This is a genomic window from Celeribacter sp. ULVN23_4 (assembly GCF_054788345.1).
Genome location: NZ_JBTVYO010000001.1, coordinates 639,972 through 654,519, shown reverse-complemented (window position 1 = coordinate 654,519; position 14,548 = coordinate 639,972). Strand labels below are relative to the sequence as shown.

Annotated in this window: 14 protein-coding genes; 13 read left to right on the top strand and 1 reads right to left on the bottom strand. The window is 61.0% G+C overall.

The annotated features are described in order from the left end of the window. Window positions 1-33: 33 nt before the first annotated feature. Window positions 34-468 carry a DoxX family protein gene (locus tag ACYBHZ_RS03305; protein ID WP_460272758.1) on the bottom strand — a complete coding sequence of 145 codons (435 nt, stop codon included), beginning with the start codon at window positions 466-468 and terminating at the stop codon, window positions 34-36. 163 nt (window positions 469-631) lie between these two features. Between ACYBHZ_RS03305 and ACYBHZ_RS03300 the strand changes: the two genes are divergently transcribed. The 13 genes from ACYBHZ_RS03300 (at window position 632) to ACYBHZ_RS03240 (ending at window position 14,462) form a co-directional block, all read left to right on the top strand. Continuing rightward, on the top strand, window positions 632-1,528 hold the full coding sequence (locus ACYBHZ_RS03300; RefSeq protein WP_460272757.1) for a LysR family transcriptional regulator: 897 nt from the start codon (window positions 632-634) through the stop codon (window positions 1,526-1,528). 122 nt (window positions 1,529-1,650) lie between these two features. After that, window positions 1,651-3,567 carry an elongation factor G gene (locus tag ACYBHZ_RS03295; RefSeq protein ID WP_460272756.1) on the top strand — a complete coding sequence of 639 codons (1,917 nt, stop codon included), beginning with the start codon at window positions 1,651-1,653 and terminating at the stop codon, window positions 3,565-3,567. A 150-nt stretch (window positions 3,568-3,717) separates the two neighbouring features. Further along, complete coding sequence (locus ACYBHZ_RS03290; RefSeq protein ID WP_460272755.1) at window positions 3,718-4,896, top strand: efflux RND transporter periplasmic adaptor subunit; 1,179 nt, start codon at window positions 3,718-3,720, stop codon at window positions 4,894-4,896. 13 nt (window positions 4,897-4,909) lie between these two features. After that, the gene (locus tag ACYBHZ_RS03285; protein WP_460272753.1) at window positions 4,910-6,856 is read left to right on the top strand and encodes a MacB family efflux pump subunit; all 1,947 of its coding nucleotides are present in this window, start codon (window positions 4,910-4,912) and stop codon (window positions 6,854-6,856) included. Between the two features lie 95 nt (window positions 6,857-6,951). Beyond that, window positions 6,952-7,632 carry a MotA/TolQ/ExbB proton channel family protein gene (locus ACYBHZ_RS03280; RefSeq protein WP_460272752.1) on the top strand — a complete coding sequence of 227 codons (681 nt, stop codon included), beginning with the start codon at window positions 6,952-6,954 and terminating at the stop codon, window positions 7,630-7,632. 3 nt (window positions 7,633-7,635) lie between these two features. Further along, window positions 7,636-8,016, top strand: coding sequence for an ExbD/TolR family protein (locus ACYBHZ_RS03275; RefSeq protein ID WP_460272751.1), 381 nt, complete (start codon window positions 7,636-7,638; stop codon window positions 8,014-8,016). 3 nt (window positions 8,017-8,019) lie between these two features. Continuing rightward, window positions 8,020-8,448 carry an ExbD/TolR family protein gene (locus tag ACYBHZ_RS03270; protein ID WP_460272750.1) on the top strand — a complete coding sequence of 143 codons (429 nt, stop codon included), beginning with the start codon at window positions 8,020-8,022 and terminating at the stop codon, window positions 8,446-8,448. After that, window positions 8,445-9,320 carry an energy transducer TonB family protein gene (locus tag ACYBHZ_RS03265; RefSeq protein ID WP_460272749.1) on the top strand — a complete coding sequence of 292 codons (876 nt, stop codon included), beginning with the start codon at window positions 8,445-8,447 and terminating at the stop codon, window positions 9,318-9,320. Before ACYBHZ_RS03270 ends, ACYBHZ_RS03265 begins: the two co-directional genes overlap by 4 nt. Window positions 9,321-9,390: 70 nt before the next feature. Then, a complete protein-coding gene (locus ACYBHZ_RS03260) occupies window positions 9,391-10,272 on the top strand; it encodes an NAD-dependent epimerase/dehydratase family protein (RefSeq protein ID WP_460272748.1) in 882 nt (293 codons plus the stop codon). Further along, window positions 10,269-10,874, top strand: coding sequence for a sugar transferase (locus tag ACYBHZ_RS03255; protein WP_460272747.1), 606 nt, complete (start codon window positions 10,269-10,271; stop codon window positions 10,872-10,874). The genes ACYBHZ_RS03260 and ACYBHZ_RS03255 overlap by 4 nt, the downstream gene beginning before the upstream one ends. A 169-nt stretch (window positions 10,875-11,043) precedes the next feature. Further along, window positions 11,044-12,144 carry a UDP-N-acetylglucosamine 4,6-dehydratase family protein gene (locus ACYBHZ_RS03250; protein WP_460272746.1) on the top strand — a complete coding sequence of 367 codons (1,101 nt, stop codon included), beginning with the start codon at window positions 11,044-11,046 and terminating at the stop codon, window positions 12,142-12,144. An 83-nt stretch (window positions 12,145-12,227) separates the two neighbouring features. Further along, window positions 12,228-13,367 (top strand): capsular polysaccharide export protein, LipB/KpsS family, encoded by a 1,140-nt coding sequence (locus ACYBHZ_RS03245; protein ID WP_460272745.1) that lies wholly within the window; start codon window positions 12,228-12,230, stop codon window positions 13,365-13,367. A gap of 72 nt (window positions 13,368-13,439) precedes the next feature. Continuing rightward, window positions 13,440-14,462, top strand: a complete 1,023-nt coding sequence (locus ACYBHZ_RS03240; protein WP_460272743.1) for an aspartate-semialdehyde dehydrogenase — start codon at window positions 13,440-13,442, stop codon at window positions 14,460-14,462. Window positions 14,463-14,548 lie beyond the last annotated feature (86 nt).

Sequence of the window (14,548 nt, the reverse complement as noted above, 5' to 3'; positions counted from 1 at the left end):
CGTGGCGCGTGTGGTTCGAAGGTATGGGGGGTCTTATTCCGCAGCGGCAGCGTGAGCGCGCGACGGCAGTTTGGACATCGGAAGCAGGGCGTAAGCGCCATCCCCGAGCAGGGCGAGCGAAGCTTGGATCACAGCCCACATTGCCGGATATTCCCAGCCGCCGCTGGCGTTGGAAAAGCTGAAGCCGTTGCCCCAGTGGGCAAAGATTACGGCACCGACAAGCGGGAAGACCAGCGCGGCGGAGACCAGACGGGTGGCAACGCCGAGGATCAGGGCGAGGCCGCCGGCGATTTCGGCGATCATGGTCAGGAGGCCGAGCCAGCCCGGAAGGCCGAGGCTTTCAAAGAAGCCCATGGTGCCCGCAGGGGTGAAAACGAAGTATTTCGTCAGCCCGTGGGTGAGGAAAAGCCCGCCCGTGGTGAGGCGAAGAAGCAGGGCGGCATAAGGTGCAGATTTTTGGTCGATCATGGTTTTGGTCCTTATCTGGCGTAGATTGAAGCGTCCCGGCGATCTGTCGCAGTTGCTGACGCGCTGTTGTCTTTCGATGAGAGGAAGATGGACCTTCTTCCCCCTGAATGATATGGAGAAGATATGGAATGACTTTTACCATTTTGTTCCGAATGAGGCTGTGATGGATCTGATCGACGGATTGAAAGCCTTTGTCGCGACGGCAGAGACCGGATCGTTCACCGGCGCGGCGGAGCGGCTTGGCATCTCGAACCGGCTGACGTCGAAATATGTCGCTGAACTGGAAGAGCGGCTTGGGGTTCGACTGCTGCAACGTACCACGCGGCGGGTCGGATTGACGTCCTCGGGCGAAGAGCTTCTGGCCCGCGCGCCCGCGCTTTTAGATGATCTCGATGCCATGCTGGGTGAGGTCAGTGAGGACACGCGCGGGTTTTCCGGCACGCTGCGCATCTCCGCGCCGGTCACCTTTGGGGAGGTCTATGTTAAAGACCTTCTGGCCCGCTTCGCTGCCCCGCACCCGGATTTGGTCATCGACCTGCGCCTGAACGACGCCTATGTCGATCTTGCATCAGGTGGGATCGATCTGGCCTTCCGGATCGGCACCTCCGACGTGTCCTCTCTCAAACGCCGCAAGCTTGGCGATTTCCGCTCCGTCCTTGTGGCCGCGCCGTCCTATCTTGAAACGCATGGCACGCCGCAGAGGCCCGAAGACCTCGTCGAGCATCAATGCATCCTCGACACCAATCGCCGCAATCCGACGCGTTGGCTGTTCGGGACGGAAGGACAGGAGGTCTTCGTGCAGGTGCCGGGGCGGTTCATGGTGAACAGTGCCCGTGTGGCCCGCGATCTCGCGGTGGCGGGCTATGGCATCGCCTTTTGCCCGCCCTTTGTCCTTGGCGACGATATCGAGGCCGGGCGGCTTGTTGAGCTGATGCCGGAGATTGCAGGGGCGCAGCACCCGGTGAGCGTCGTCTATCTCGAAGGTCGCACGCTGCCGCGCAAGGTGCGCGCTTTGATCGATTTTGCCTTGGCGGACTACCGAAAGACGAAATCCAAATAGGAAACCATGCCAGAAACCGACGAAACTTGACCTGAGCCAAGGTCAGACGGCATGGCGATCCTGTAGCGTGGCAGCCGACATGGCCCATTCGGGGCCTCCGAGACAGCTGGGGAGACATAGCTATGAAAACCGTCACTATCCTAGGACCGTCACAATCCGGCAAATCAGCATTGGCCGCGGCGCTTGCCGGGCTGGATGCGGGCAAAGCGCGCTCGCTCAGCCTGTTCGGCGAGACCGCGGTTTCCCTGTTTCGCTATCTCGATGAGGATTGGGCGCTGCTCGATTGCCCCGGTGGGGCCGAAGGTCTGGCGCAATCCGGTTCCGCTTTGGCGGTGAGCGATGCCGCCGTACTCTGTGTGTCTGCCGAGGCCGATGCCGCCGTTCTGGCCGCGCCCTACCTGCGCCTTCTGGAAGCATCCGGCCTTCCCACCCTGATTTTCATCAACAAGGTCGATGCCGCCGTCGATCGAACAGCGGCGATCGTCGCCGCGCTTCAAACCTATTCCGCCCATGGGATCGTTCTGCGCGAAGTGCCGATCCGTGAGGGCGGCGAGATCACCGGCATGGTCGATCTGATTTCCGAACGCGCTTGGGCCTTCAAGGAAGGCGAGCGTTCCGCCCTTGTGGAAATGCCTGCTTCGACCCGTGCCCGCGAAGAAGAGGCCCGCGCCGAGCTTTTGGAACATCTCGCCGATTTTGACGACCACCTGCTGGAAGAGCTGATCGAAGATCAGAAACCCATGTCGGACGAGCTGTATGAGGTCGCCACGAAAGTGCTGCAACAGCACGACCTGATCCCGGCCTTCCTTGGCTCCGCGACCGGGGCCAACGGGCTGACGCGTCTCATGAAGAGCCTGCGCCATGAGGTGCCGGAGGTTTCCGCGCTTCCCGAACGGTTCGGCGAAACGCCTGTGGCCGTCGGTATCTTTGCCGATCAGATCAAACATCTTGGCAAAACCGTGCTGATCCGCGCCGTCGGTCAGGCGCTCAAACCCGGCGCGGAGCTGATGGGTGGTGTGATCGGCTCCCTTGTGGACATCGACACGAAAACCGCGCTTTCCGAATTGGCGCCGGGGGCGATTGGCCTGACGGTGAAAACCGATCACCTTGCCTTGCGCGCACCGATTTACGGAGCATCCGAGGCCATCGATACCCCCGATTGGGCCGTGCCGCACAAACCGAAAAACCGCGTGCTCGTCGTGCCGCAGAACGAACGCGACGAGGCCCGTTTGTCGGCAGCCCTTGGCAAGCTTGCGGATATCGATCCCGGTCTGGCTGTCGAACAGGACGGGCAGAGCGGCAAGGCGATCTTGGCCACGCAAGGCGTGCTGCATCAGCGGCGCGTGATCGACAAACTGGCTGAGGTCTTTGGGATTTCGGTCGAGACACAGCCGATTCCCCCCGCACTTCGCGAAACCATCTCGAAACCGGGCGGCACACATTATCGTCACCGCAAACAATCCGGCGGGGCCGGGCAGTTTGCCGATGTGGTGATCGAGGTCGCGCCCCTTGGTCGCGGCGAAGGCTTTGTCTTCGATGAGGTCGTGAAAGGCGGGGCTGTGCCGCGCAACTACATGTCCGCCGTGGAGGCCGGGGTGCGCGATGCTTTGGAAGAAGGGCCGAACGGTCTGCCCGTCGTTGACGTGAAAGTCACGCTCACGGACGGCAAACATCACGCCGTGGACAGCTCCGATTTCGCCTTCCGCACGGCAGCGAAAGCGGCGGTTCGCGAAGCTCTGGCCGCGTGCAAACCCGTGGTGTTGCAGCCGATCGACAAGATCGCGATCCATGTGCCGAGCATCTACTCCGGTGGTCTGATGCCGATGGTGACCAGCCTCAAAGGGCAAGTGCTTGGCTTTGAAGCGCACCCGACCGCTGCCGGCTGGGACGTCTTCAACGCGCTTCTGCCTGCGATGGCCGATGGTGAGTTGTTCAAATCTCTGGGCGGCGCGACCCGTGGGACGGCTTGGTTCGAGGCGGAGCTTGATCACTATGAGGAAACCTATGAACCCGTTGCGCAGCTGGTGCCCGCTGGCTGAAGGTGACGCGAAGGCATGAAACAGAACCGCCGGATTCGGAAGGTCCGGCGGTTTTTGTCACTGGAAACGACGGAGTGAACGGCTACCTGCGTATCATGAAGTAACTGCGGGTCTCTGCACCCGGTTCTTGTCCTTTGTGAGAGGTTTCCTATGAAACTCCTGATACGCCTCTTGGTTGTCGTTTGTGTCGTTCTGGCCGGATATTTCGGATGGAACTGGTACAAAGGAGACGGGGAGACCACCCCGCCGCAAACCGCGAAGGTGACACGCGGCAGCGTGGAAGAAACCGTTCTGGCCTCCGGCGTGATCGAAGCGAGCCAGCTTGTGAGCGTGGGCGCGCGAACGTCCGGGCAGATCGAAGAACTGGCCGTGGCTTTGGGCGACACGGTGGCCGCGGGCGATCTGATCGCGCAGATCGACGATGAAGATCAGAAGAACGATTTATTGCAGGCGCAGGCCGATCTCGCGAATATCGAAGCGCAGATCGCCGCGAAGAAAGCCAATATCAAGCAAGCGGAACTGACCCTGACCCGTGTCACGAGCCTGCACACGCAAAACTACGCTTCACAGGAAGATGTCGAAGCGGCTGAGGCAGATGTGGAGGTCTATCAGGCCGAGCTCGATGCGCTCAACGCCCAGAAATCCAGTGCCGTTGTGACGGTTTCCACGGCGGAGATCGCGCTGGAGCGGACCAAGGTGACGGCTCCGATGGCGGGCACTGTGGTGGCTGTCGTGGTCGATGAGGGCCAGACGGTAAACGCCAGCACGGATGCGCCGACCATCGTGAAACTCGCCAATCTCGACAAGATGATCGTCAAGGCGGAGATTTCGGAGGCGGATGTGGTGCATGTCGAAGCCGGTCAAAAGGTGAGCTTCACCATCCTTGGCGAGCCCGACAACGCTTTTGAGGCCGTGGTCCGTGACGTGGAACCTGCGCCTTCCGAGATCGAGGACAGCGACACGATCGATACCGATGAGGCGATCTATTACAACGGCCGCCTTGAGGTCGATAACCCCGATCATAAATTGCGCATCGGCATGACGACCGAGGTCTCCATCGTGCTCGACGAGGCGGTCGATGTGCTGACCGTCTCCTCCTCCGCGCTCAACAGCGGGCCGGGTGGCTACATGGTTCAGGTCTATGATCCGGAAACCGGAAACCGCCACCCACAACCCGTCGAAATCGGCTTGAACAACAAGGTCACGGCGGAGATCGTTTCGGGCCTTTCTGAGGGCGATTTGATCGTGACGGGCGAAACCATGTCGGCCCCGCCAGCCTCAAGCGATGATCGCGGTGGCCGTCCGGGCGGTCCTCCGGGCATGTTCTGAGGGGGGGGGTGACATGACAGAGCCTCTCATTTCCGCGCGTGGCATCAGCCGCTCGTTTCAGGCAGGCGATGAAACCATCACCGTGTTGAGAGATGTCGATATCGACATTTATCCGGGTGAAATGGTGGCCATCATCGGTGCCTCCGGGTCCGGCAAATCGACGCTTATGAACATTCTCGGCTGTCTCGATCGGGCCAGTTCCGGCAGCTACAGCTTTGACGGCAAGGATGTCAGCGACCTGGAGCCCGACGAGTTGGCGCAGCTCCGGCGCGAGCATTTCGGGTTCATTTTTCAACGCTATCAGCTGCTTTCCGATCTCGATGCAGTCGGCAATGTGGAAGTGCCCGCGATCTATGCCGGGGCGACACGGACGGCGCGGCGCGAGCATGCGAAAGACTTGCTGACGCAATTGGGCCTCGACACCCGGTTCGATCACCGGCCGTCTGAATTGTCCGGCGGCCAGCAACAGCGCGTCTCGGTGGCCCGCGCGCTGATGAACGGCGGCGAAGTCATTCTCGCCGACGAACCCACGGGCGCGCTCGATAGCAAAAGCGGGGAAGACCTGATTGCCCTGCTGCGGGAGTTGAACGCCAAAGGGCACACCATCGTCATGGTGACCCACGATCCGAATGTGGCGGACCATGCCCATCGGATCGTAGAGATCAGTGACGGTCGGATCATTTCCGACACGCGCAAGGATGAGAGCAAGGCGTCGCCCGCTAAAATCGAACGCCCGGTGAAACTGCGCGCAGGTCTTGGCGCGTCTTTCCGCCGACTGACAGAGGCGTTCAACATCTCGCTCAAGGCGATGCTGGCCCATCGGACGCGCTCTTTCTTGACGATGCTCGGCATCATCATCGGGATTGCCTCCGTCGTTCTGGTCGTCGCGCTCGGCAACGGGTCTCAGGAAAAGGTGTTGGAAAACATTTCGTCCTTGGGGACCAACACGATTACGGTGCGCGCCGGTTCGGGGTTCGGGGCAAGGGGCGCGGGGCGGATCGAAACGCTTGTGCCATCCGATGCCGACTCCTTGGCGCTGATGGAGCTGTCCGACAGCGTGTCTCCCGCCGTGTCGTCCTCCGCAACCGTCCGTTATCGCAGCACGGAAGCCTCCGCGACGATCAATGGCGTGTCCGGGGATTACTTTCAGGTGCATGCTTATGAAACCGTCTCGGGGTCTGTCTTCACCTCGGACGATGTTGACAGCTACGCGCAGGCGGCTGTGATTGACGAGGACACGCAGGAGACGTTCTTTGAAGATGGCACCGATCCGCTCGGACAGGTGATCTTCCTCGGCAGCGTTCCGGTGCGCGTGATCGGTGTCGTGCGCTCGTCTGGCGCGACCTTCGGGCCGTCCTCGCTCAATGTCTGGGTGCCTTACACCACGTCCATGGCGCGGATTTCCGGACAGGATTTCCTCGACAGTATCGGGGTGCGCGTCGCGGATGATTACGATATGGATCAGGCCGAAGCCGAGATTACAGCGCTCCTGACGACGCGGCACGGGACCGAAGACTTCTTTCTCTCCAACTCCGACACTATCCGCGAAACCATCACCTCCACGACCCAAACGCTGACCTATCTGGTGGCGATGATCGCGGTCATCTCTCTGGTCGTCGGCGGTATCGGGGTGATGAACATCATGCTCGTCTCCGTGACCGAACGGACCAAGGAAATCGGTGTGCGCATCGCCATCGGGGCGCGGCGCTCTGATATCGTCAGCCAGTTCCTGATCGAAGCGGTCATGGTCTGTCTCGTCGGCGGCGTGCTTGGCATCCTCGGAGCTTTGACTGGGGGGTATCTCATCGAGAAGCTGGCCTCGGATGTCCGTCTCAGCTTTTCCTCGACCGCGATCATTGTTGCGTTCCTGTCCTCGACGTTGATCGGTATCACTTTCGGTTTTCTTCCGGCACGCAATGCGGCGCGGCTTGATCCGGTGGTGGCCCTCTCTAGGGAATGATTTCGATATCTTGACTAAAAAACTAGGATAATTTATCCGGGTCCCAACGTCGGCTGAAAATATCAGCCAGATACGCACAAAACATGGTGACTGACATGGACGATTCGGCCCTATTCGCTTCTCTTTTTGATTTCCTCGTCAAAGGCGGGCCCTCGATTTGGGCGATCACGGCCCTGTCGGTGATCACTCTTGCGGTGATTTTGTGGAAGCTTTGGGATTTGGCTTATCTTGGAGCATGGCGCAGTCGCGCCCCTGTCGAGAAGGCCTTGAGCTGCTGGGCGCAAGGCGACAAAGAGGGTGCCGCGCGCATCATTTCTGCACGACGGGGCTTGCGTTCGCGGTTTCTGCGTGCAGCCATCGCAGCACATGACACCCCGCAATATGACGATGCTGGCGCAGAGGCGGAAACGACACGGATCGCGCGGAGCTTTCTCGCCCGCGCCCGTTCCAGCCTGCGTCCGCTGGAACTGATCGCGACCATCGCGCCGCTTCTTGGTCTTCTGGGCACCGTGCTGGGGATGATTTCGGCGTTCCAGACCCTGCAGGAAGCGGGGGCGAAAGCGGATCCGGCCATGCTCGCAGGCGGGATTTGGGAGGCGCTGCTGACGACGGCAGCCGGTATGGCTGTCGCGATCCCGGCCTCTATCGCCTTTACCGGGTTTGAGGCCGTTGCGGACCGTCTGCGGCACGAGTTCGAAGACATGGCAACCCGCGTCTTCCTGCTTCCTCGTGATGATGCTGATACAGCTGTAAAAATGGCGCAAGCGGCGGAGTGAACCATGGACTTCGGTGCGCCCCGCCGCAAACACCGCATGTCGCTCACCCCTATGATCGACGTCGTGTTTCTGCTTTTGGTGTTCTTCATGCTGGCCTCGCGTTTCGGCACCCCAGCGCAACTGTCGCTGACTTTGGGGGGGGGCGCGTCACAAAGTTATTCCGGCCCGCCACGACTGCTGCGCGTCGGCGCGGAGGACTTGAAACTCAACGGCACTGTTGAGGGTGAAGACGCGCTACTGGCGCATCTGCAAGAGTTGATGGACAGCCCCGAAGATATCGTGGTGCTGCGTCCCGATGATGAAGAGGTGCCGTTGCAGCGGTTGATCGCAGTGATGGAATGGCTGGGCGAGGCGGGCATGACCAATCTCGTGCTGGTGGAGTGAGTGATGGATTTTACGGATACCCCCCGCCCACAAGCTACCGAAAGCGTTGTTCCGATGATCAACGTCGTGTTCCTGTTGCTGATCTTCTTCTTGATGACGGCGCAAATCGCGCCGCCCGACCCGATTGATGTCGATCTGCCCGAAGCCGGAAGCGAGGCCGAGGTCAATGCACCCCTGTCGCTTTATCTTGGTAAGGACGGGGTCTTGGCGTTCCGGGAGGTGCAGGGCGAGGACGCTGTGCTGCATGCGCTGGAACTTGAGCGGATCGCGCTTTGTGCCGATGGCGGCTGCACTGGCTCAGAAGGCCCATCCATCGCCATGAGCGCAGACCGCGACGTCCCGGCCAAGGTTTTGGCGGCCCTTCTGCCGAAACTCGCCGCACTCGGCTTTCCCAAAGTGGAACTGGTCACACGCACGGAGGACGGGTCATGAACCGTGTTCTCACGGGCGCTCTGTTCGTCTCCTTGGCGCTCGGCGTGCATCTCGCCGCTGCGGCGATTGCCCTGATGGATCACTCTGTAGGCACCTCAGCCACGGGCGAGGGCGGCGAAGAGCTTTTGTCGCTTCAGGCCTCCAATGTGGCGGTGGCCGCGATGGTCGCGCGCTGGGAAGAGGTGCCAGAGGTCACGCCTGAGCTTTCCGATGCGCCACAGGAGCCGACGCCGACCCCTCCGGTGGAAACGGCGTTGGACATCCCGGAGCTGGAAACTCCGCCCAATGCCATGGCCCTGCCGGTGCCGATGCAGCCTGTGCAACAGACCGAAGCCTTCGAGGCCCCCAAGGCCCCGAAAGCCCCGGAGCCTCCGAAACCGGAACCAAAACCCGAGCCCAAACCGCAGCCGAAACCCGAGCCCAAACCGCAGCCGAAGCCCGCGACACAGCAGGCGCAATCGCAGAAATCGCAGCAAGCGGTTCCGGGCGGAGATCACTCCAGTCAGAAAACCCGCGCCGCAGGCAGCGGGGGCGGTCAACACGCCGGGGAAGCTATGGCGGCGCAAGGCGCAGGCCTGTCGAAATCCGCACAGCAATCCGCCATGTCCCGGTGGGGCGCGACGATCCGCTCCCGTGTGGAGCGTCGCAAACGCGCGCCGCGCAGTGCCGGAAGCGGGACTGTGACCCTGTCCATTTCCGTGGCCAACAGCGGCTCCCTTCTGGGGGTGCGCGTGGCGTCGAGCTCCGGCAATGCAGAGCTTGATGCGGCGGCGGTTCAGGCCGTGCAGCGCGCCGGACGTTTCCCGGCGGCACCGAAAGGCCTTGATCAGGCGCGCTATGATTTCACATTGCCGATCCGCTTTTCGGGGTAAGCCAAGGCTTGGCCCGAAGGGGAATAAGCGTCTAGCATGAAAAGGTCACTTTCTGAGGAAGCCCTTTTCAATGCCAGATCACCGCGCAGTTTTTCTCGGCGCGTCCGGTCGGATCGGACGCCTCCTGCGCGCGGCGGAGCGGCTTGCGCCCTGTGAGGGTGTGTGCTTCCAGTGGCAATACCGTGCGGAGCGACCTTTTGATGAGAACGCATTCCTGTGGCCGGATTTCAGCGCCCCTCAGCCTCTTGTGTTGGCGCAGCAAACACATGGCGTCGAGACCCTCGTGATCTTCTCCGGCGCGTCTGGCGCAAAGGACGACCCGAAGGCGATGCAGGCCCATGTCACACATGTCGATCATGCGCTGACGGCTGCGGTCCGGGCGGGCATCCCGCGCGTCTTTGTCGCGTCCTCCTCTGCCGTCTACGGGACCGGGCGGGGGCATCCATTTCGCGAAGAGGATACCCGCGCGCCGGTTGATGCCTATGGCTGTGCCAAGGTCGAGATGGAAGATCTCTGTGCCCGGCGCGCGAAAACCGAGGGGATAGAAATTTGCGCTCTGCGGATCGGCAATGTCGCGGGCGCGGACATGCTTTTGACCAATGCGGCGGCCAGAACAGACTCGCCTCTGCCTCTCGATATCTTCCCCAATGGGCGTGAGCCTGAGCGGTCCTACATCGGGCCGATCACCCTTTTGTCCGTCCTGCGTTGCCTTGTTTTGACACGGGAAGACCTTCCGCCAGCGCTCAATCTCGCGGGCACGCCTCCCGTAGCCATGTCCGACCTTTTGGACGCTGCGAATGTGCCGTGGATCGGATGCGCCAGAGAGGACACAGGACACCAAAACATCACATTGGAAACCACGCGGCTGGCGGCTCTGTGCCCGAGTGTGGACCTCGGAGGCGATGCCAAGCACATCGTCGAAGAATGGCAAGCGGTGAGGGCCATCTCATGACCCTCGCCAAGCGCCTCTTCGATATTCTGTTGGCGTTCTGCCTTGGGGTGCTGCTGTCTCCCCTCATCGTGCTTTTGGCTCTCACCATACTGATCCGGGAGGGCCGCCCCGTCTTCTTCCTGTCCGAGCGGATGAAGACACCTGAGCGCGGGTTCCAACTGATCAAGTTTCGTACAATGACCCCAAGCGTGTCGGACAGCGGCGTGTCCGGGGGCGACAAACAGGGGCGGATCACGCGGACGGGGCGGGTCTTGCGCCGCACCCGGCTCGATGAACTGCCGCAGCTTTGGAATATTCTCAAAGGCGACATGTCCTTCGTCGGCCCGCGCCCACCCCTGCGTCTCTATGTCGAGCGGCATTCGGAGCTTTATCGCAAGGTGCTGCGCAATCGACCGGGGGTAACGGGGCTGGCGACGCTCACATTTCATGCCCATGAGGCGCGGCTGCTTGCATCTTGCAAGACATCCGAAGAGACCGACGCCGTGTATTCGCAGCGTTGCGTGCCACGAAAAGCACGCTTGGATTTGATCTATCAGGATCACGCAAGCCTCTGCATTGACGTGAAAATCCTTGTTATGACTCTATGGCGGGCGCTGCGTTAAGTTTGCTTTGACGAATTTCGGAAATACTGGGGCGAATACTCACTTTGAGGCGAGGGTTCCTGTGTTTCTGACAATTTTGACCAACGGGCTGGGGTCCCGTCCATCCTCTCTGTTTTCGCGTGTTTTAACGCGCTTTGAGCGCTCTCGGTCATTGCGCCCCGACACAGTGTTGCCGGAGGACCTGCTTGGCCGTGACCCGGTCGATCTGGACAGGCCCGAAGTGGCGCAAACCTATGCCGGGAAGGTTGTCATGATCACGGGGGCGGGCGGCTCCATCGGTTCGGAACTGTGCCGTCAACTGTTGAACTGTCATCCGGCGAAGATCGTCCTGTTCGATCAGAATGAATATAATCTCTATGCGCTCGATCTCGACCTTCGGCCCCACGCCGAGGCGCGCGGAATTGCGGTGATGCCCTATCTCGGCTCGGTGACCGACGCGGCGCGTGTGACGCAGGCCATGCGTCGCGAAAGTGTCGAGATCGTCCTCCATGCTGCCGCATATAAGCATGTGCCTCTTGTCGAGTTGAACGAGGCTGAGGGCGCGCGCAACAATGTGTTCGGCACGAAAACCCTCGCCGATGTGGCGGTGCAGGAAGGGGTGGAGCGGTTCATCCTCGTCTCCTCCGACAAAGCCGTGCGTCCGACCAGCATCATGGGCGCGACGAAGCGGCTGTCCGAACTGATCCTGCAAGACCTTCAAAGCCGCGCGCCGGAAACCAAATTCGCGATGGTGCGCTTTGGCAATGTCCTTGGCTCTTCGGGCTCCGTGCTGCCGCTGTTCCAATCCCAGATCGCGCGCGGCGGGCCGGTGACGGTCACGCATCCGCAGATGCGGCGCTATTTCATGACGGTGTCTGAGGCCACGCGTCTGGTCCTGTTGGCCGGGGCCTATGCCGAAGGAGGCGACGTTTTCGTGCTCGACATGGGCAGGCCGCAGAAGATCATGGATTTGGCGCGCAGTCTGATACATCGCTCCGGGCGGCCGCTTAAGACCGAACCGGCGCAGGGCGGTGTTGCGATCGAAATCATTGGTCTGCGCCCCGGAGAGAAGCTTTGCGAAGAGCTGTTTGTCAATGTGAACACGTTGCGCAGGACGGCTCATGCCAAAATCCTGCGGGCGGACGAACCGAGGCTGAGCCAGATCGAAATGGTTCGATTGCTTCGGGATGTTCAGGCCGCGATTGAGATGGACGATACGGAACGGCTGCGCAGGCTCCTTTTGGAGCGCTTGGAGGGCAGGCGACGTTTTCGCGAACGACGGGAGGCCTGATGTTTTTGCTCCCGTTTCTCGTTCGATCTTCTGCTTCACGTTGCTGGCGCGACGCATTAGGAAGAAGGGGAAAGGCGGGTGCGATGATCACGTATCTCAAAGGTTTCGCGAAGAAGAAAGACAGTTTCATGGCCTCCGTGGCGGCTGCCGACGGAGGGGCGCATGTCCTGCCGATGATCCCCCTGTCGCTGCGCAATTTCCCGGAGACCGCCAGCCGGGTCGATGCGGCGCTCAGTGTTGCGAAACGGCAGCCGAAAGGCCCCGTTGGCCGAGCGCTCAAACGGCTTTTGATTCGGCTGCAATACAACGGCGCACGGCGCTATTTCTCTCGCCATCCCGATACCATCGCCATGTGCTGGAACGGCATCACCGGTTCGCGCCGGGTCTTTATGGAGGGCGCGCGGGATGCCGGCGTGCCGACGCTTTTCGCCGAGCTTGCGCCTTTTCCCGGTCGCATGCAGCTTGATCACACCGGGGTGAACGCCCTTGGCTCCCTGCCGCGCGATCCGCGGTTTTACATGGCCTGGTCCGAAGGGCGTCCCGAGCGCCGGAGCGAAGACTGGCGCAAGCTTGGCGCCAACCTGACGGCGCGCGAGTCGCGCCGCGCCGATGTCGGGCAGGCCACGGGCGCGGATCTGTCGGGTGAAAACTTTCTTTTTGTGCCGCTGCAAGTGCCGAACGATAGCCAGATCACGATGTTCTCTGGCTGGGTCGGCACGGTGCCAAAGATGCTTGCGGCTCTGGGTGAGGCGGCGGCGAGCTTGCCCGAGGGATGGCATATCCGGGTCAAGGAACACCCCTCCGCCAAGACCTCGCTGTCCTGGCCTTTGGCCAGTGCCGTTGATGCCGCGAAGGGCCGGATTGTCATCGACAACCAGACCGACACGTTCGAGCAGGTGCGTGCCAGCCGGGGCGTGATCACCATCAATTCCTCCGTCGGGCTTCAGGCGTTTTTCTACGACAAACCGGTGATCGTCCTGGGCAAAGCCTTCTTCGCCATGCCGGGTCTGGTGCAGGTCGCCGACACCGCAGAAGCGCTGAGCGGCGCTCTGTATCAGGCGGAATCACTGTCTTTCGACCCGGTGCTGCGTGCGGCTTTCATGAACTATCTTGATCAAGTCCATTTCCCATCCGTATCGAATGACCCGATTGCCGGGGTTGTGATCGACGAAAAGGCCGCAAAGCGGAAAATTGAGGCGGCGAAGACCGCGGCACGGCGCTAAACCCCCTTTCCTCTACGCCTCCTTTCGAGTAACCCTGCGCGCCAGTCACCCTGGACCAATGAGGAGTGCCAAATGGGCTATAAAGTCGTCGTCGCGGGCGCCACGGGCAATGTGGGCCGCGAAATGCTGAACATCCTCGCCGAGCGCGAGTTTCCTGTTGATGAGATCGCGGCACTTGCATCGCGCAAATCTCTCGGCACCGAAGTGAGCTTTGGCGACAAGACCCTCACCACCAAGGATCTCGATACGTTCGATTTCTCTGGCTGGGACATGGCGCTTTTCGCTGTGGGTTCCGAGGCCACGAAAAAATACGCGCCGAAAGCGGCCGCGGCGGGCTGTGTCGTGATCGATAACTCGTCCCTCTACCGTTACGATCCGGAAATTCCGCTGATCGTGCCGGAAGTGAACCCGGACGCGATCGAGATGTATTCCAACAAGAACATCATCGCGAACCCGAACTGTTCCACCGCGCAGATGGTCGTGGCGCTCAAGCCGTTGCATGACCGCGCGAAGATCAAACGCGTTGTGGTGTCCACCTACCAATCCGTGTCCGGTGCCGGCAAAGAAGGCATCGATGAGCTTTGGGACCAGACCAAGGGCATGTATGTGCCGGGTCAGGAAGTGGCTCCGTCGAAATTCACCAAACAGATCGCCTTCAACGTGATCCCGCATATCGATGTCTTCATGGACTCGGGCGACACGAAAGAAGAATGGAAAATGATCGCGGAGACGAAGAAAATCGTCGATCCGTCGATCAAGGTCACCGCGACCTGTGTGCGCGTGCCGGTGTTCGTTGGCCACTCCGAGAGCATCAACATTGAGACCGAGGATTTCCTCGACGAGGATGAAGCCCGCGAAATCCTGCGCACCGCGCCGGGGATTTTGGTGGTCGATAAACGCGAAGACGGCGGTTACGTGACCCCGGTGGAATGCGTTGGCGACTTCGCGACTTTCATCTCCCGCATCCGTCAGGACGTGACCATCGAGAATGGTCTGAACCTCTGGTGCGTGTCTGACAACCTGCGCAAGGGCGCGGCTCTGAACGCGGTTCAGATCGCCGAACTGCTGGGCCGCCGGGTTCTCAAAAAAGGCTGAGCCTGTCCAAGGCGGTTCGCAAAGACGTAACGAAAGGGCGCTCTCGGGCGCCCTTTTTGCTGTCCGCTGTGCGGCTCCGATTCGAA